This is a genomic window from Streptomyces sp. NPDC057623 (assembly GCF_042800355.1).
Taxonomy (GTDB): Bacteria; Actinomycetota; Actinomycetes; order Streptomycetales; family Streptomycetaceae; genus Streptomyces.
In genome coordinates, this window is sequence record NZ_JBHVGZ010000034.1 from 1 (window position 1) to 17,924 (window position 17,924).

A 17,924-nucleotide genomic window follows, 5' to 3' on the forward strand; every position below is an offset into this window, starting at 1 on the left:
GCACCCACGCTCGCCACCTCGCAGTCCACACCCCCGGAGCCGGCCACCGACCCGCCCACCCCCACCCCGTCCGAGTCCACTTCGGAGCCCTCCGCCGACGACCCGGCCGTCGTGGTGGACCAGCTCAACGGCATCACCCTGCCGCTGCTCACCGGCTGGGTCAGGCCGCGGAACGCCACCGAGGCCGACATCCTCATGACCACGGACGGCACCTACGAATGCCCCGGCGACCGCGGCTACTGCCGACACGGCAAGGTCAGCTCGCGCACGGCCGCAGCGGGCGACGGGACCTCCCCCGAGGCCCTCGCCGAGGCCGACATCCAGGACGCGGCCGACGACGCCTATCACCGTGACGGCATCGGCCGGCGCCCCTTCGGCGGCATCGAGTCACACCAGGTCGTCAGGTCCGGCCCGGCCCAGGTGGCGGGCCGCGCCGGCTACCTCGTGCGCTGGCGGGTCAGGACGGCCGAGGGACCGGGCGGCTACGTCCAGTCACTCGCCTTCCCGTCCCGCGTCGGCACCGAGGCGCCGGTCATCGTCCGCTACGTCTTCGACGCGGGCGAGGACGGGCCGCCACTGGCCGACATGGACCTCCTGACCAAGGGCATCCGGTCCACGTCGCAGTGAGCGACGCGGGACGTGGCTACAGGAAGGTTCGGCCCTCGCCCCGGTACGTCGGCACCGCCGCTGTCACCGCGTCGCCCTCGACGAGATGCAGCGTGTCGAACCGCTCGCACAGCTCACCCGCCTTGGCATGCCGGAACCACACCTTGTCGCCGAGCAGCAGATCGTCGGCGGGGGAGCCCATCAGCGGCGTCTGCACCTCACCGGGCCCCTCCTGGGGGTCGTAGCGCAGGCCCTCCGGCAGATACGGCACCGGCAGCCGGTCGGGTCCCGCCGCGCCCGAGGCCGGATACCCGCCGCCCAGGACGGTCACCACCCCGACCCCCGGCCGGCGCACGACGGGCTGCGCGAACAGCGCGGCCGGACGCCCGCTGAAGGACGTGTAGTTGTCGAACAGCCGCGGCACATACAGCCCCGACCCGGCCCCGATCTCCGTGACGCAGTCCTCGGCGGCCGTGAACTGCACACTGCCCGTCCCGCCGCCGTTGACGAACTCCAGCCCCGGCGCCACGGCCCGCACCGCCCGCACCACCTCGGCCCGCCGCTCGGCGAGCTCCCGGCGGGCGGCGGCCTGCATCAGCCGCACGGCCCGCGACCGCAGCGGCCGCCCCGCCACGGAGTCCCCGACCCCGGCGATATGACCCTCGTAGGCCATGATCCCGACCACCTCGAACCCCGGCCGCCCGGCGACGAACCGGGCCATGTCGGCGACCTGCCCGGGGGAGTGCAACGGCGAACGCCGGGCGCCGACGCGCACCCGCCCGCCGAGCAGCTTCAGCGAGGTGTCCAACTCCAGGCAGACCCGCACCACTTCCCGCCCGCCGTCCCGGGCCTCGTCGATCAGCCGGAGCTGCGCCGGGTCGTCGATCATCACGGTGACGGCGGAGGCGAGCTTGGGATCACTCGTCAGCTCGGCGAAACCGGCCCGGTCGGCGGACGGGTAGGCGAGCATGACGTCGTCGAACCCGGAGCGCGCCAGCCACAGGGACTCGGCGAGGGTGAAGGACATGAGACCCGCGAAGCCGTCCTTCGCGAGGACGCGTTCGAGCAGGGCCCGGCAGCGCACGGACTTGCTGGCGACACGGATCGGCTTTCCTCCGGCCCGGCGGACGAGATCGTCCGCGTTGGCGTCGAAGGCGTCCAGGTCCACGATCGCGAGAGGGGCGTCGAGATGGGCGGTGGCCCGGTCGTAACGGGCCCGGTCGGCGGCGCGCGCAGTCATGAACGAAGCCTGCCATGCAGGATTACCGCAGGGTAGGGGGATGTTCCGGGCAGATGCACACGGGGTCCAGGACTGGTTCCCGTTCGCCCGGGGTCAACCCGTAGAGTGACGCGCACGCATGTGGGGAACGTTCCCGGGCGCACATCCCGCCGGGATGACGCTCCTCCGGTGCGGGTATGCGTGCCTGGTCGGACGAGTCCGTGCCGGGCCGGGCGGGGAACACGGAACAACGGCCCGCGTACGGGATCGGGCCCGGGACATGAGGAAACGGGGGGTGCATGAGCACGGAAGCGCGGCGCGCCCCCATCCCCCCACGCCCGGGAACACCCCCACCGCCTTCCCTCCCGCCCCGCCCCGCGACCCCGCCGAGACCCACCGACCCGCTGCCGCCCGACGACGCGCGAGGCGGGCAGACGGACACCCCCGGCTCCTTGGCCGCCTCCGGCGCGCAGCCCCTCCCGGACCTGCGCGTCCCGACCTCGGAAGACAGCGCACCCATGGCTCCGCCACCGCCCCGGGCGTCCGCCCGCTTCCCGGACGCGCCGCCCTCGGCCGGGCAGGCGGAGAGCGGCGGACCGCCCCACCGCCACAGCGCCGCCCAGCCCGCGACCGGCGGCACACCGCCCCGCCCGGCCGACCGGCCCTCGCCGCCCCGCCGTCCGGGCGCCCCCGCCGAGACTGCGGCGGAGACCACCTTCCGCCTCCGGCCGATCCCGGCGGCCCCGGCCCCCGGGTCCGGCAACCCCCGGCCCACCACAGCGGGCCCGACGGGCGCGCCCGCACGGTCCGGCTCCGGTCCGGCGCAGGGATCCGCCGGTCTGCCTCGGCAGCAGGCCACCGGGCCCGCGCGGGGTACTCCCGGTCCGCCCCCGCAGCCGGCCACCCCACCCGCCCGGGGCGCCGTGGGCATGCCCCCGCAGCCGGCCGCCCGCCCCGGCTCCGCCCCCGCCGAGCCGCCTCGTCGCCCCGCCTCCGTCCCGCTGCCCCCGCAGCGACCCGTGCGCGAGCCCGCGACCGGTGACGGACCGGTGGCCCCCGGGTACACGGGCCGGGCGCCCGCCGGACCCTCCCGCACCGCCGACCACTCGCCGCACGGCCACGGCACCGCCGCGTTCGCGCCCGACCCGTCCCTCTCCTGGAGCGCCCCGATGGCGCCGGGCGGGGCTCCGGGGAGCGGGCGGCCCGTTGTGTCGTTCGGGCAGCCCGAGGGGTACGACGAGCAGGCGCGACCCCGGCCCCTCGGCGGGCGCTTCCGCCCGCGGATCGCCGCGGCGGCCGCCTGTGTCGTGCTCGGGCTGGGACTCATCGGCGGGGCCGCGACCGGGAGTTGGCTGATCGGCGACTCGGGCGACGGCGACGCGCAGGACACCTTCGCCGCGGCCGGAAACCTGTGGCACAGCATCCCCGTCGACCAGCTGTTCCCGCCCAGCGTGACCGGGCAGGGTGCCGGACCCGGCGGCGCCGACCGGGTCTGGACGCGGATCGCCGTCGCCCCGGACACCGGCTGCGCGAGCGCCTTCGACCCGCTCCTGCGCAGGACCCTCGCCCCCGTCGGCTGCGAACGGCTCCTGCGCGCCACCTACATCGACGCCACCCAGAGCTACGTCACCACCGTCGGCCTGCTCTTCACCGACGCCGACGCCGCCGCCATGCGCTCACTCGACACCAGCGTCACCAAAGAGGGCCTCGACCGCCGTACGGACCTGATGCCCCGCCCCTACGCCCCGAAGGGCACCCTGGCCGCCGGATTCGGCGACGAACAGCGCGCTTCCTGGACCATCTCCGTCCTGACCGACGCCCCGGTCGTCGTCTACGCGGTCTCCGGCTGGGCCGACGGCCGCACCGTCGACGAGCCCGAGCCCGCCGAGGAGGCCATGCGGTCCGGCGACACCACGGCCGTCGCCCAGGCCGGCCTCGGCCACGAGGCACAGGGCCTCGCCGACCGCGTCGAACGCGCCCTGCGCAAGAACGTCGGCCCGTCCACGGAGCAGTCGTCATGAACAGCGGCATGAGCCCCGCCCCGCACCCCGGGGTGAACAGTGCGACGCCCGGCGCCGTGACCAGAGCTGTGAAGACCTTCATGACCCGGCCGACCGGCCCCCTCGCCGTCCTGCTCGGCGCCTGCCTCGCCGTCCTGCCGTCCACCGCCGCGCACGCCGACTCCATACGTGCCCAGCAGTGGGCCCTGGACGCCATGCACACCGAAGAGGCCTGGCGGACCACCAAGGGCGCGGGCGTCACCGTCGCCGTCCTCGACACCGGCGTCGAGAGCGACCACCCGGACCTCGCCGGCAACGTCCTCGAAGGCAAGGACATGGTCGGCTTCGGAGCCGAACGCGGCGACCGCGCCTGGGCCCGGCACGGCACAGCGATGGCCGGCATCATCGCCGGCCACGGACACGGCACCGACAACGGCGACGGCGTCATGGGCATCGCCCCCGAGGCAAAGATCCTCCCCGTCCGCGTCATCCTGGAGGACGGCGACCCCGCGCGCTCCAAGGCCCGCAGCACCCGGGGCAACGCGCTCGCCGAAGGCATCCGCTGGGCCGCCGACCACGGCGCCGACGTCATCAACCTCTCCCTCGGCGACGACTCCAAGTCCGCCCACCCCGAAGCCGGCGAGGACGAGGCCGTCCAGTACGCGCTGAAGAAGGGCGCCGTCGTCGTCGCCTCGGCCGGCAACGGCGGCGAGAAGGGCGACCACATCTCGTACCCGGCCGCCTACCCGGGCGTCATCGCCGCGACCGCCGTCGACAAGTTCGGCACCCGCGCCTCCTTCTCCACCCGCCGCTGGTACGCCACGGTCAGCGCCCCCGGCGACAAGGTCGTCATCGCCGACCCCGACCACAAGTACTACGAGGGCTGGGGCACCAGCGCCGCCGCCGCGTTCGTGTCCGGCGCGGTGGCCCTGGTCAAGGGCGCCCACCCCGGCCTGACCCCGGCCCAGATCAAGAAGCTCCTGGAGGACACGGCCCGCAACCCCCCGGCCGACGGCAGGGACGACTCCCGCGGCTACGGCTTCATCGACCCGGCCGCCGCCATCAAGGAGGCCGCCCGCACGGAGCGGGAGAACCTCAAGCCGGCGGCCTACGGCGAGGAGTACTTCGGCGCGGGCCCTGACGCCGCCGAGTCGGGGGACGACGCCTCCGGTTGGACCGCCCCGCTCGCGGGCGGCGCCGGTGCCCTCCTGCTGGTGTGGGCGGTCGTACTGTGGCGCGGCCGACGCGCACGCCCAGACTTCTAGGAAACGGCCGCGGTCGCGTCCTGCGCGGCGAACACCGACACCGCCGCCACCGACGCCGCCTCGACCAGCGCGATCCCCGCCGCCTGCGTCGAGTTGCCGTCCGACAGCGCGGCCACCAGACAGTCGCGGCCGTCGACCGTGACCCGGCCGATGCTGTTGATGTCCCACAGCCCGGTCGCCGTACGCGGCAGCCATCCGTTCTTCAGCGCCCACCCGGAGCCGTCGGCCGCCGCCGACACCCCCCACCGCTGGCCCACGGCGATCTGTCCCATCAGCCCGCCCAGATACGCCCGCGAGGCGGCGCTCAGCTCCGAGTCCTCCCCGAACACCTGCCGCAGCAGCCGGAGTTGATCGGCGGCGGTGGTCTGCGTCAGCCCCCACAGCATCCCGTCACCGCCCTCGGTCCCCGTGAGCCCGAGGCGCTCGTTCGCGGCGTCCAGCCCCTCCGCCTGCCCGATCGCCCGCCACAGCTCCGACGCGGAGGCGTTGTCGCTGTTCTCGATCATCGCGGTGGCGTACGACCTCTCCGTCGCCGTCGGCCGCCGCCCCGCGTCCTGCGCCTGAAGCAGCAGCGCCGCCAGAATGTCGACCTTGACGATGCTCGCCGTGTCGAAGACACCGTCCCCGTACGAGGCGCTCGCGCCGGACGCCATGTCCAGCACCGCCACCGCCACCTCGACGCCTTCGGGGACGTCCACCGCCTCCATGGCCGTCGCCAGCAGCTCGTCGTGGTCCACCGTCGGCCGCGCCACCGATTCCACCGAAGCCTCCTCGCTCGCCGACGGCGTCGCCGCCGACGATACGGCGCCCGTCCCGGAGTGCGCCCGCGCCTGCACGTAGACGGTCCCGGCGGCCGTGGCCCCCAGAACGGCGACGGTGGCGAGAGCGCCGTACAGCAGCGAGCGGCATCCGGTCGCACGAGCGCGGCGGCCGCGGCGGGCTCTGGAGGACTCCATGCCGCGATCGTCGGGGCGGCGACTGTGCGGGCGGTTAGACGGACGTTAGATGTGCGTCAGGGAAATCTGAGATTCCGGTGAAACGCGTCACAGCCGGGTTTCCGGGCCCGCACAAGCGCAGCAGCATCCCCCCGATAGGGTCGGTGACCGTGGCGAACAAGAACATTCCCGACTCTCCCTTCTCCGACGACGACGGCTCCGCCTCCCCCCGGCTGAGCGCCGCGCTCGCCGCCTGGGCGGAGGACCGCACGGCCGAGGGCCCGGTCCTGGAGGCCCTCAAGGAGGCCCGGCTGCTCGTCCCCGTCGTGGCCGTGCTCGGCGAGGTCGAGGAGGACGAGAACGGGCTGCGCCGCGAGAAGACCAGCGACATGGCCGTACCGACCCTCAAGGCCGGCGATCGCGTCGCTCTGCCCGCCTTCACGTCCACCGACTCGCTCGCCCGCTGGGACCCGGCGGCCCGCCCCGTCGCCGTACCGCTGCACCAGGCCCTCCAGGCCGCGGCGCACGAGAAGGCGGACACGATCGTGCTGGACCTGGCCGGGCCGGTGCCCTACGAGCTGACGGGCCGCTCGCTGCTCGCGCTGGCCGAGGGCCGGACCACGACCGACCCGCTGGCCGACCCGGCGGTGCGGGCGGCGGTGCGGGCCGCGGTGGTCGCCGAGTCCTCCGTGCTCAGCGCCCACCTCGGGCCGGGGCAGGCCGACGGCACCCTCGCCCTCGTGCTGGACGGGTCCGCCGCACCCGCCCGGGCCGCCCGCGCCGTCGCCGAGCGGCTGGCCGCGGACGAGACACTGAGGGCCCGCCTGGTGCGCGGTCTCGACCTGGCACTGCTGCCGGCCGGGACGACGCCGCCGGGCGAGCCCCTGTATGTACGAGGATGAGCTAGCCGTAGACCGGGCCGGTGTACTTCTCGCCCGGTCCCTGGCCGGGCTCGTCCGGGACGATCGACGCCTCACGGAAGGCCAGCTGGAGCGACTTCAGGCCGTCGCGCAGCGGCGCCGCGTGGAAGGAGCTGATCTCGGTCGTGCTGGCGTCCAGCAGACCGGCGAGGGCGTGCACCAGCTTGCGGGCCTCGTCCAGGTCCTTGTGCTTGTCGCCCTCCTCGGTCAGACCGAGCTTCACGGCGGCGGCGCTCATCAGGTTGACGGCGACCGTCACGATCACCTCGACGGCGGGGACCTCGGCGATGTCGCGGGTCATCTCGTCGAAGTCGGGGCCCGCGGCAGACTCGGCGGACTCGGCAGGGGTGTCACTCATGTCCCACACGATAGGCCCCGGTGTACACGGATTAGCACCACCCCCGGGTAGCTGCTAACCTTGTGTAACGACCGGCTGGACAGCTACTGCCCAGCCCACAAGTGGAGGCTCCGACTTCCCACCTGACCGTCCTCCGGGGCGGCGGGTCACCCGGTCAGGCGGCCACCATCGTTCCGTACGGACGATGGAGTCGCCCGAAATCGCGCCCCGCGTCATCGCGGCGGTGCTCCGGCAGTGTTTTGGAGCCCCGCCTGTGATCGTCCGGGGCATTTTTTGTGCTTCGGCGCGGTTAGGTCTTATGAAAAAGACATACGCGGCTGTCCGCCAGACCGCCGTGTGGTGCTAACCGAGGAGGATCCATCAGCGCCGAGCCCCGCATCAACGACCGGATTCGCGTTCCCGAGGTGCGACTTGTCGGTCCCAGTGGCGAGCAGGTGGGCATCGTCCCGCTGGCCAAGGCACTGGAGCTTGCGCAGGAGTACGACCTGGACCTGGTCGAGGTCGCGGCGAACGCCCGTCCGCCCGTCTGCAAGCTCATGGACTACGGGAAGTTCAAGTACGAGTCGGCCATGAAGGCCCGTGAGGCGCGCAAGAACCAGGCGCACACGGTCATCAAGGAGATGAAGCTCCGGCCGAAGATCGACCCGCACGACTATGACACCAAGAAGGGTCACGTCGTCCGGTTCCTCAAGCAGGGCGACAAGGTCAAGATCACGATCATGTTCCGTGGTCGCGAGCAGTCCCGGCCCGAGCTGGGCTACCGACTGCTGCAGCGTCTCGCGACGGACGTCGAGGACCTCGGGTTCGTGGAGTCGAACCCGAAGCAGGACGGCCGAAACATGATCATGGTTCTCGGTCCGCACAAGAAGAAGACCGAGGCGATGGCCGAGGCCCGCCAGGCGCAGGAAGCCCGCAAGGCCGACGCGAAGGCCAACCCCGGCAAGTCGCAGAACGCCGCGGAGTCCGAGGGCGCCGCGGAGTCCGACGCCGTGGAGACCGAGGTCTCTGCCGAGGCTTCCGCCGAGGCGTGATCCCGGGGGACGCGAGTCCCCAGGACGTAACCGATACAAAGAGCGACGTTCCACCGTGCCCGGTTTCACGACCGGGCACCGGAACGCCACCGACGAGGAGAGAACGGCGCTATGCCGAAGAACAAGTCGCACAGCGGTGCCAGCAAGCGCTTCAAGATCACCGGCTCCGGCAAGGTGCTCCGTGAGCGCGCCGGCAAGCGCCACCTGCTCGAGCACAAGTCGTCCCGCGTGACGCGCCGCCTGACCGGCAACGCCGAGATGGCCCCGGGCGACGCCGCGAAGATCAAGAAGCTTCTCGGCAAGTGACGTACGCGGCGCTTCGACCGAGCGCCGTACGTCTGGACCGGGACCCAATCGATACCGGGCCGTGTGAGTCCAACCACGGCCCCGCTACAAGGAGTTAAAAGTGGCACGCGTCAAGCGGGCAGTCAACGCCCACAAGAAGCGCCGGGCGATCCTCGAGGCGGCCTCCGGCTACCGCGGTCAGCGTTCGCGCCTGTACCGCAAGGCCAAGGAGCAGGTCACCCACTCGCTGGTCTACAACTACAACGACCGCAAGAAGCGCAAGGGTGACTTCCGCCAGCTGTGGATCCAGCGCATCAACGCCGCTGCCCGCGCCAACGGCATCACGTACAACCGCTTCATCCAGGGTCTGAAGGCCGCGAACGTCGAGGTCGACCGCAAGATCCTCGCCGAGCTGGCCGTCAACGACGCCAACGCCTTCGCGGCGCTGGTCGAGGTCGCCCAGAAGGCGCTGCCGAGCGACGTCAACGCGCCCAAGGCTGCGTGACCACTGCGCTCGGTTGAACCGACGTGACTGAACGGACCCGTGGGTTTTACCCGCGGGTCCGTTGTGTTGGCGGAAAGATCCCTTGAAAGTGAGCCCCATGCCTTCCGGCGCCCCCGAGCTGATCTCCCCCCGTTCCCCCCGAGTCCTGGCCGCCCGGCGGCTCGGCAAGCGGAACTTCCGGGGCAAGGAGCGGCTGTTTCTGGCCGAGGGACCGCAGGCGGTGCGGGAAGCGGCCGGGCACTCGGACACCCTGGTGGAGCTGTTCGCCACGCCGGACGCCGCGGAACGGTACGCCGACATCATCGGCGAGGCGCGGGCCGCGGGCGCCCGAGTGCACCTTGCCGCGGAGCAGGTGATCGCCGACATCTCCACCACCGTCACACCGCAGGGGCTCGTCGGTGTCTGCCGGTTCATCGACACCCCGTTCGAGGAGATCCTCGCCGCCCGGCCCAGGCTCGTGGCCGTCCTCGCCCATGTGCGGGACCCCGGGAACGCCGGCACCGTGCTGCGGTGCGCCGATGCCGCCGGGGCCGAGGCCGTCGTGCTGACCGACGCCTCCGTCGATCTCTACAACCCCAAGGCCGTGCGGGCCTCCGTCGGCTCGCTGTTCCATCTGCCCGTCGCCGTCGGGATCCCCGTGGAGCGGGCCGTGGCCGGGCTCCAGGACGCCGGGGTGCGGATCCTCGCCGCCGACGGGGCGGGGACGGACGATCTCGACGACGAGCTCGACAAGGGGAGCATGGGCGGGCCCACCGCCTGGGTGTTCGGCAACGAGGCCTGGGGGCTTCCGGAGGAGACCCGCGCGCTGGCCGACGCCGTCGTGCGCGTCCCGATCCACGGGAAGGCCGAGAGCCTGAACCTCGCCACCGCCGCCGCCGTATGTCTCTATGCGTCGGCCCGTGCACAGCGCGCCTCCGGAGGGTGCCGCACCGTCACCGAGAGCTAGTAGGGTGACCAGCTCGGGGGCCCCAAAGCCGTCGTGAGAGGTGGGGTACGGGGATGAGTGTCGGCACGAGCAGCGCACCTGGGGCACGGGAGGTGCAGCGGCCGTCCGCGTCCCGGCCCGGTGATCCGGCCGGGCTCGGCATCGATCCCGACGACCTGCCCGACGGCCTTGTCGTCGCCGACGAGCAGGGGCACGTCGTGTGCTTCAACGCCGCCGCCGAGCGCATCACCGCCGTCCGCGCCGCCGACGCCCTCGGGCAGCGGCTGGAGAAGGCCCTGCCGTTAGAGGACCTGGAGGGGCGGCGCTGGTGGCAGCTGACCGACCCGTACGGCGGGCTCGCCATCCGGCGACGGCAGCCCGAGCGCAATCTGCTCCTCCCGGGCGGGCGTGAGGTGCTCGTCTCGGTGCGGTACGTCCGTGCCGAGCCGACCGGCCCCGTCCGCCGCGTCGTCGTCTCGCTGCGCGACACCGAGGCCCGCCGGCGCACCGAGCGCAGCCACGCCGAACTGATCGCCACCGTCGCGCACGAGCTGCGTTCGCCGCTCACCTCGGTCAAGGGCTTCACCGCCACCCTCCTCGCCAAGTGGGCACGGTTCACCGACGACCAGAAGCGGCTGATGCTGGAGACCGTCGACGCCGACGCCGACCGGGTCACCCGGCTCATCGCCGAGCTGCTCGACATCTCCCGGATCGACAGCGGGAGGCTGGAGGTGCGCCGCCAGCCCGTCGACATCGGCGCGGCCGTGGGGCGGCACATCCAGGCGTACGTCGCCGCCGGCCAGCCCGCCGACCGGTTCCTGCTGCGCATCGAGCAGCCGCTGCCCGACCTGTGGGCCGACCCCGACAAGATCGACCAGGTGCTCAGCAACCTCATCGAAAATGCGGTGCGGCACGGCGACGGAACGGTCACCATTGACATCACGGCCACCGCGTCCCCCCGCGAGGGGGAGGACACCGGCACGTCGGTCACGGTGAGCGACGAGGGGCCCGGCATCCCGGAGGAGTCCATGAACCGCGTCTTCACCCGCTTCTGGCGGGGCAGCAAGCGCGGCGGCACGGGCCTCGGGCTCTACATCGTCAAGGGCATCGTCGAGGCACACGGCGGTGCCATCGAGGTCGGCCGCGCCCCCGGCGGCGGCGCGCAGTTCCGATTTACGTTGCCCGTGGCGGCACCGGCGTATCTCACCTGAGACCCGGACCGAGCCCCACGGGCGCATTCGCTTACCCCAACCCCGTTAGACTCGGCCATTGGCACCTTTGCGTCCAAAACCAGAGACGGATCGTCTCCAGGTCGAGACGGGGCACTTCAGCCAGCCAACCGGAAGCACGGGAAGAGATGTCGGCACCGAATAAGTCGTACGACCCTGTCGAGGTCGAGGCGTTGAAACCGGAAGAGATCGAGCGCATGCGGGACGAGGCGCTCGCCGCCTTCGCCGCCGCGGACTCCCTCGAAGCGCTCCAGGAGGCCAAGGTCGCCCACACCGGCGGCACGTCCCCGCTGGCGCTCGCCAACCGGGAGATCGGCGCTTTGCCCCCGCAGGCCAAGGCAGCCGCCGGCAAGCTGGTCGGCCAGGCCCGCGGCGCCGTGAACAAGGGCCTCGCCGCCCGCCAGGCGGAGCTGGAGGTCGAGCGCGACCAGCGGGTACTGGTCGAGGAGGCGGTGGACGTCACGCTGCCGTACGACCGCCTGCCGGCCGGCGCCCGCCACCCGCTCACCACCCTGTCGGAGCGCATCGAGGACGTCTTCGTGGCCATGGGCTACGAGGTCGCCGAGGGCCCGCAGGTCGAGGCCGAGTGGTTCAACTTCGACGCCCTGAACATCGGCCCGGACCACCCGGCCCGCGGCGAGGCCGACACCTTCTTCATCGAGGGCTCCGACGGCGGCGGCGACTCCGGTGTCGTGCTGCGCACCCACACCTCGCCCGTGCAGGTCCGCTCGCTGCTCGACCGTGAGCTGCCGGTCTACGTGATCTGTCCCGGCCGCGTGTACCGCACCGACGAGCTGGACGCCACGCACACCCCGGTCTTCCACCAGGTCGAGCTGCTGGCCGTGGACGAGGGCCTGACCATGGCCGACCTCAAGGGCACCATGGACCACATGGTCCAGGCCCTGTTCGGCGAGGGCATGAAGACCCGGCTGCGGCCGAACTTCTTCCCGTTCACCGAGCCGTCCGCCGAGATGGACATGGTGTGCTACGTCTGCCGCGGCGAGTCCGTCGGCAACCCCGACCGCCCCTGCCGTACCTGCTCCTCCGAGGGCTGGATCGAGCTCGGCGGCTGCGGCATGGTCAACCCGCGGGTGCTCACCGCCTGCGGTGTCGACCCGGAGAAGTACAGCGGCTTCGCCTTCGGGTTCGGCATCGAGCGGATGCTGATGTTCCGCCACAACGTCGAGGACATGCGAGACATGGTCGAGGGTGACGTCCGGTTCACCCGGCCGTTCGGGATGGAGATCTGATGCGGGTCCCGCTTTCTTGGCTGCGGGAGTACGTCGACCTGCCGGCCACCGAGACCGGCCGTGACGTCCAGGCCAAGCTCATTTCGGCCGGTCTGGAGGTCGAGACCGTCGAGCAGCTCGGCGACGGCCTCAAGGGCCCGCTCGTCGTCGGCCAGGTGCTGACCATCGAGGAGCTGACGGAGTTCAAGAAGCCGATCCGCTTCTGCACCGTCGACGTCGGCCAGGCCAACGGCACCGGCGAGCCCCAGGAGCTCATCTGCGGCGCCCGGAACTTCCAGGTCGGCGACAAGGTCGTGATCGTACTCCCGGGCGCGGTGCTGCCCGGCGGCTTCGCGATCGCCGCGCGCAAGACCTACGGCCGTGTCTCGCACGGCATGATCTGCTCCAGCAACGAGCTGGGCATGGGCGACGACGGCACCCACGGCATCATCGTGCTGCCGCCGGAGACCGAGGTCGGCAAGGACGCCATCGAGCTCCTGGAGCTGGTCGACGAGGTCCTGGACATCGCCGTCACCGCCAACCGCGGCGACTGTCTGTCCATCCGCGGCGTCGCCCGCGAGACCGCCATCGGCTACGGCCTCCCGCTGCGCGACCCGGCCCTGCTCGACGTGCCCGGTCCCAACGCCTTCGGCTACCCGGTGCAGGTCTCCGACCCGATCGGCTGTGACCGCTTCACCGCCCGCACGGTGACCGGCCTCAGCCCCGAGGCGCGCTCCCCGATCTGGCTCCAGCGCCGGCTGCAGAAGGTCGGCATGCGCCCGATCTCGCTCACCGTCGACGTCACCAACTACGTGATGATGGAGCTCGGCCAGCCGCTGCACGCCTACGACCGCAACCTGGTCCACGGCACCATCGGGGTGCGCCGGGCCGAGGAGGGCGAGCGGCTCGTCACCCTCGACGACGTCGAGCGCGAACTGCACGCCGAGGACCTGGTCATCACCGACGAGCGCGGTCCGATCGGCCTCGCGGGCGTCATGGGCGGCGCCCACACGGAGATCGCCGACCACGACGACGTGGAGAACGCGACGACCGACGTGGTCATCGAGGCCGCCCACTTCGACCAGGTCGCCATCGCGCGCACGGCTCGCCGGCACAAGCTGTCCTCGGAGGCGTCGCGCCGCTACGAGCGCGGTGTCGACCCGGCGGCCGCCGCGGCAGCGGCCCAGCGCACGGTCGACCTGCTGGTACTGCTCGCGGGCGGCACCGCCGACGCCGGTGTCACCGAGGTCGTCACGCCGTCCGCCCCGCACACCCTCACCGTCCCGGCCGACCACCCGGACAAGGTCGCGGGCGTCGAGTACGGCCGCGAGACCGTCGTCCGGCGACTCCAGCAGATCGGCTGCGACGTGTACGGGCAGGACGAGCTGATCGTCACCGTCCCGTCCTGGCGGCCCGACCTGCTCGAGCCGAACGACCTGGCCGAAGAGGTCATCCGCCTGGAGGGCTACGAGAACCTGCCCTCCACGCTGCCCAAGCCGCCGTCCGGACGTGGGCTGACCCACCGCCAGCGGCTGCACCGCCGGGTCGGCCGCGCGCTGGCCGGGGAGGGCTATGTCGAGGCGCCGAACTACCCCTTCGTCAGCGAGCAGGTCTTCGACCAGCTCGGACTGGCGGCGGACGACCCGGCCCGCCGCGTCGTCAAGCTGGTCAACCCGCTCAACGACGAGGAGCCCGCGCTCCGTACGTCGCTGCTGCCGGGTCTGCTCGGTGCGCTGCGCCGCAATGACGGGCGGGGCTCGCACGACCTGGCGCTGTTCGAGACGGGTCTGGTCTTCCAGCCGCGTGCGGAGCGGCGCGTCGCCGGGCATCTGCCGGTCGACCGCCGCCCGACCGACGAGGAGATCGCCGCGCTGAACGCCGTACTGCCCGAGCAGCCGCGCCATGTCGCCGTCGTGCTCGCCGGTGCGCGTGAGCAGGCCGGCTGGTGGGGCAAGGGCCGTCCGGCCGACTGGGCCGACGCGGTCGAGGCGGCACGGGTCGTCGCGCGGGAAGCCGGTGCCGAGCTGATCGTGCGGACCGGGCAGTACGGGCCGTGGCACCCCGGTCGGTGCGCCGAGCTGGCGATCACCGCCGACGGCGGGGAGCGGGTCATCGGTCACGCCGGTGAGCTGCACCCGAGGGTGCTCAAGGCGCTGGGGCTGCCCGCGCGCACCGGCGCCATGGAGCTGGACCTGGACGCCCTGGAGCAGGTCGGCGACGGTGCGCCGCAGGCGCCGAGCATCTCCACGTTCCCGGTGGCCACGCAGGATGTCGCCCTCGTCGTCGACAAGCCGGTGCCGGCCGCCGATGTCGAGGCCGCGCTGCGGGAGGGGGCGGGTGAACTCCTCGAGGCGATCCGGCTGTTCGACGTGTACGTCAACGACGAGCAGCTCGGGGACGGGAAGAAGTCGCTCGCGTACGCGTTGCGCTTCCGCTCGGGGGACCGGACGCTGACCGTGGACGAGGCTTCGGCGGCTCGGGATGCCGCGGTGGCCCTCGCGGGCGAGCGTACGGGGGCTGTACTGCGGGGTTAGTTCGCCCAAGAGGGGGCGGGATCGTGGTTGCTCGCGCCCACGCAGCGGAGCCGCACATCGACACAGTCCCGCGCCCCTGAAGGGGCGCGTTGCGGTCACCTCACTCAATAGGGTGACTTCTCTGGGTGATCCGGTACTTCCGGGGCATCCCCCGACAGAATCGGACCGGCCTTTCGGGGCCGGTCCGTTCTGCGTTGTCAGGGCCTATTGGGGGGCCATCGGCATGTTCCGCATCAAGGGTCGGGTTCCCCGCAAGGTCCTGGCGTGGGGGCTGCCCACCGCCTGGGGCGCGATGGCGATCTCGTACAAGCTGGCCTGTCCGCTCGCGCAGGACGACGACCTCGGTGCCCGGGTCGTCACCAGTGCCGTCTTCTTCGCCGTGGGCACGGGGCTCATCGTGCATGTGCGGCAGGCGCTGCTGCGCGAGCTTCGGCAGGTGCGCAAGGTCGCGGGTGCCGCGCAGAGCGCGCTGCTGCGGCCGCTGCCCGCGCGGATCGGCGGGCTGAACGTCGCCGCCGCCCAGCTCTCCGCGGATCGCAGCGCCTGTGTCGGGGGTGACCTGTACGAGGTCATCGCCACCGAGCACGGCGTACGGGCGGTGATGGGCGATGTGCGCGGCCATGGCATCGCCGCCATCGGCACCGTCGCCGCGGTCCTCGGCAGCTTCCGCGAGGCCGTGCACGACGAACCCGACCTTGGGCGGGTGCTGGGCAGACTGGACCGGGCCCTGGCGCGGCATCTGCGCCAAGGGGCACACGACGAGCATGCCGAGGAGTTCGTCACCGTCCTGCTGCTGGAGATCGGCAGGGACGGCGAGATCACGATCCTCAACTGCGGTCACCCCTGGCCGTATCTGCTGAGCGACAGGGGCGTGGAGCCCCTCGCCCGCGCCGACCCCCTCCCGCCCCTCGGCCTCTTCCCCCTTCCCGCCGAACTGACCCCGCTGCCCTGCGGTTCCCTGCTTCCCGGCGACGCCCTGGTCCTGTACACGGACGGTGTCGAGGACGCGAGGGACGCGAGAGGCCGGTTCTTTTCCCTCCAGGCGGCCCTCATCGGCGTACGACATCACCCGATCACGCCCCAGGCGATCCTGCGTACCCTCTTCACGGCCGTCCTCCGGCACACAAGGGGCAGGCAGTCGGACGACATAGCTCTCCTGGTCCTGGGCAACGATCGAGGGATGCCCGCCTGCCACCCGCCAGGGACGCGACCTGCCACAACGAACCCGCAGCCGACGAACCACCTTTGACGCGACGGCGATGAGACGCCATCCGCCCAGCCACGGAGTGTCGGGCAGGCAGCTGGGCGGACGGCGCGGGAGCGGGCCGCCGCACTGTACGAGGGGGAGCCGGCGGCCCGGCCGGCCTCTTGCGAGGCATTTCAGTCAACCGGCCGGAAACTCTCCGCAACAGCGCGCGCACGCTGCGGATTCGGGCACTCCGTTCACACCCCGTGTGAAGCGGTTCGCACTACTCTGTCGGCACCGAGCCACCCGGGGGGCATATATGCAGCCCAACACTCTGCTCGACGCGATCCTGGACGAGGCGGGGATCTCGCATGCGGGGCTGGCCGCGCACGTGAACCAGGCAGGGAGGGCGCGCGGGCTCGCGCTCAGATACGAACACACCGCCGTGGCGCGGTGGTTGAAGGGGCAGCGGCCGCGCGGCCAGGTGCCCGACCTGATCTGCGAGGTGCTCGCCGGCCGACTGCACCGTACGGTCACGCTCGACGACATCGGTCTCGGCGTGCCCGGTGAGCAGTCCGCCGCGCACACCACCTCGTTGTCCGGCTTCGTGGAGCGGGCCACCGCCCTGTGGCGCTCCGACGAGCAACAGCGGCCGCACATCCTGGGCGCCCCGGCGGTCACGGGCACGCCCGCCGTCATGCCCGTCTGGGAGTGGGAGAACCCGCCCGAGGACGTCGACGTGTCGCGGGGTGGCCGGCACCGGGTCACCCCCGCCGACCTGGAGATGCTGCGTGCCGCCCGGACCCACTACGAGCAGATGTACCGCAAGGCGGGCGGCATGGCGACCCGCACCCGGATCGTCGGCTTCCTCAACTCCGAGGCCGCTCCGCTGCTGCGCGGCAGCTACACCGACGCCACCGGCCGTCAACTCCACCGGGCGACGGGCGGGTTGGTGGCCATCGCGGGCATCTGTGCCTACGACTCCGACGCGCACGGCCTCGCCCAGCGCTACTTCCACCAGGCGCTGCGGCTCGCGAAGGCCAGTGGGGACCGGGGACTCGGCGCGTATGTGATCGCGCTGCTGGTCAACCAGGCGCTGTTCATGCGGGAGTTCCGGCAGGCCGTCGCCTTCGCGGAGGCCGCGCTGCGGGCCGCCGGCAAGCACATCACCCCGGCCCTCGCCTCCGACCTGTACGCGATGCAGGCGAAGGCGTACGCCCACCTCGGTGACGGCACGAGTGCCCTGTCCTGCATCCGTCGTGCCGAACAGGCCGCCGAACGCATCCGGCGCGGATACGAACCCGACGAAACCGGCTATGTCCAGCCGGGGTTGGTCAATGTCCAGGTGGCGGAGGCGCTGCTCAGTCTCGGGGAGCTGATGGCGGCGGGGGAGCACGCCGCGGCGGCCGTCGACAATCCCGCCCACGACCGGGGCCGGGTGCACCGGCTGGCCATGCTCAGCACGATCGAACTCCGTCAGGGCAACGCGGACAAGGCGGTTGCCATCGCGGTGCAGATGGCCGAGCAGGCCCGGGGAATGGAGTCCCAGCGCCTGCGCGACAGACTCCGGGCGGTGCGCGAACACCTGGTGCGCAACGGCTGTGCGGGCACGGCCGAGGCCGCCGAACTCATCGACGGAGCACTGCGCGTACCGCTGTAGGCCGCTACAAGTCGGTGCAGGCCGGTACTCGAACACC

General features: G+C 72.4%; 14 protein-coding genes and 2 pseudogenes. 13 read left to right on the forward strand and 3 right to left on the reverse strand.

Translation table 11 applies throughout. The annotated features are described in order from the left end of the window. Window positions 1-627: pseudogene (locus ACFU95_RS29165) on the forward strand (hypothetical protein); the annotation flags it as partial. A gap of 16 nt (window positions 628-643) precedes the next feature. Here the strand turns inward: ACFU95_RS29165 and ACFU95_RS29170 are convergent. After that, window positions 644-1,846 (reverse strand): amino acid deaminase/aldolase, encoded by a 1,203-nt coding sequence (locus ACFU95_RS29170; protein WP_383833069.1) that lies wholly within the window; start codon window positions 1,844-1,846, stop codon window positions 644-646. 278 nt (window positions 1,847-2,124) lie between these two features. On the opposite strand from ACFU95_RS29170, the gene ACFU95_RS29175 reads away from it, so the two are divergent. Both ACFU95_RS29175 and mycP read left to right on the forward strand, forming a co-directional pair. Then, complete coding sequence (locus tag ACFU95_RS29175; protein ID WP_383833072.1) at window positions 2,125-3,846, forward strand: hypothetical protein; 1,722 nt, start codon at window positions 2,125-2,127, stop codon at window positions 3,844-3,846. Between the two features lie 80 nt (window positions 3,847-3,926). Beyond that, window positions 3,927-5,090, forward strand: coding sequence for a type VII secretion-associated serine protease mycosin (gene mycP, locus ACFU95_RS29180; RefSeq protein ID WP_383833300.1), 1,164 nt, complete (start codon window positions 3,927-3,929; stop codon window positions 5,088-5,090). Here the strand turns inward: mycP and ACFU95_RS29185 are convergent. Beyond that, a complete protein-coding gene (locus ACFU95_RS29185; RefSeq protein ID WP_383833075.1) occupies window positions 5,087-6,046 on the reverse strand; it encodes a serine hydrolase in 960 nt (319 codons plus the stop codon). The two genes, mycP and ACFU95_RS29185, sit on opposite strands and share 4 nt — an antisense overlap. 149 nt (window positions 6,047-6,195) lie before the next feature. On the opposite strand from ACFU95_RS29185, the gene ACFU95_RS29190 reads away from it, so the two are divergent. Next, window positions 6,196-6,927, forward strand: a complete 732-nt coding sequence (locus ACFU95_RS29190) for an SseB family protein (RefSeq protein WP_383833078.1) — start codon at window positions 6,196-6,198, stop codon at window positions 6,925-6,927. A 1-nt stretch (window position 6,928) separates the two neighbouring features. On the opposite strand, the gene ACFU95_RS29195 is transcribed toward ACFU95_RS29190, so the two are convergent. Then, entirely contained in the window at window positions 6,929-7,303 is a 375-nt protein-coding gene (locus ACFU95_RS29195; protein WP_062722680.1) for a DUF1844 domain-containing protein, read from the reverse strand. A gap of 334 nt (window positions 7,304-7,637) precedes the next feature. Here ACFU95_RS29195 and infC point away from each other — a divergent pair. The 9 genes and pseudogenes from infC (at window position 7,638) to ACFU95_RS29240 (ending at window position 17,887) form a co-directional block, all read left to right on the forward strand. Next, window positions 7,638-8,334: pseudogene (gene infC / locus ACFU95_RS29200) on the forward strand (translation initiation factor IF-3). 111 nt (window positions 8,335-8,445) lie between these two features. Next, complete coding sequence (gene rpmI / locus ACFU95_RS29205; protein ID WP_003977225.1) at window positions 8,446-8,640, forward strand: 50S ribosomal protein L35; 195 nt, start codon at window positions 8,446-8,448, stop codon at window positions 8,638-8,640. Window positions 8,641-8,740: 100 nt separating this feature from the next. Further along, complete coding sequence (rplT, locus tag ACFU95_RS29210) at window positions 8,741-9,124, forward strand: 50S ribosomal protein L20 (protein WP_020938960.1); 384 nt, start codon at window positions 8,741-8,743, stop codon at window positions 9,122-9,124. A gap of 97 nt (window positions 9,125-9,221) precedes the next feature. Continuing rightward, window positions 9,222-10,070 (forward strand): TrmH family RNA methyltransferase, encoded by an 849-nt coding sequence (locus ACFU95_RS29215; protein ID WP_383833082.1) that lies wholly within the window; start codon window positions 9,222-9,224, stop codon window positions 10,068-10,070. A gap of 53 nt (window positions 10,071-10,123) precedes the next feature. After that, entirely contained in the window at window positions 10,124-11,260 is a 1,137-nt protein-coding gene (locus tag ACFU95_RS29220; protein ID WP_383833085.1) for an ATP-binding protein, read from the forward strand. A gap of 146 nt (window positions 11,261-11,406) precedes the next feature. After that, window positions 11,407-12,528 carry a phenylalanine--tRNA ligase subunit alpha gene (gene pheS / locus ACFU95_RS29225; RefSeq protein WP_383833088.1) on the forward strand — a complete coding sequence of 374 codons (1,122 nt, stop codon included), beginning with the start codon at window positions 11,407-11,409 and terminating at the stop codon, window positions 12,526-12,528. Next, the gene (pheT, locus tag ACFU95_RS29230; protein ID WP_383833091.1) at window positions 12,528-15,041 is read left to right on the forward strand and encodes a phenylalanine--tRNA ligase subunit beta; all 2,514 of its coding nucleotides are present in this window, start codon (window positions 12,528-12,530) and stop codon (window positions 15,039-15,041) included. Before pheS ends, pheT begins: the two co-directional genes overlap by 1 nt. A 223-nt stretch (window positions 15,042-15,264) precedes the next feature. Further along, complete coding sequence (locus ACFU95_RS29235) at window positions 15,265-16,290, forward strand: PP2C family protein-serine/threonine phosphatase (RefSeq protein ID WP_383833094.1); 1,026 nt, start codon at window positions 15,265-15,267, stop codon at window positions 16,288-16,290. A 256-nt stretch (window positions 16,291-16,546) separates the two neighbouring features. Further along, window positions 16,547-17,887 (forward strand): transcriptional regulator, encoded by a 1,341-nt coding sequence (locus tag ACFU95_RS29240; RefSeq protein ID WP_383833097.1) that lies wholly within the window; start codon window positions 16,547-16,549, stop codon window positions 17,885-17,887. Window positions 17,888-17,924 lie beyond the last annotated feature (37 nt).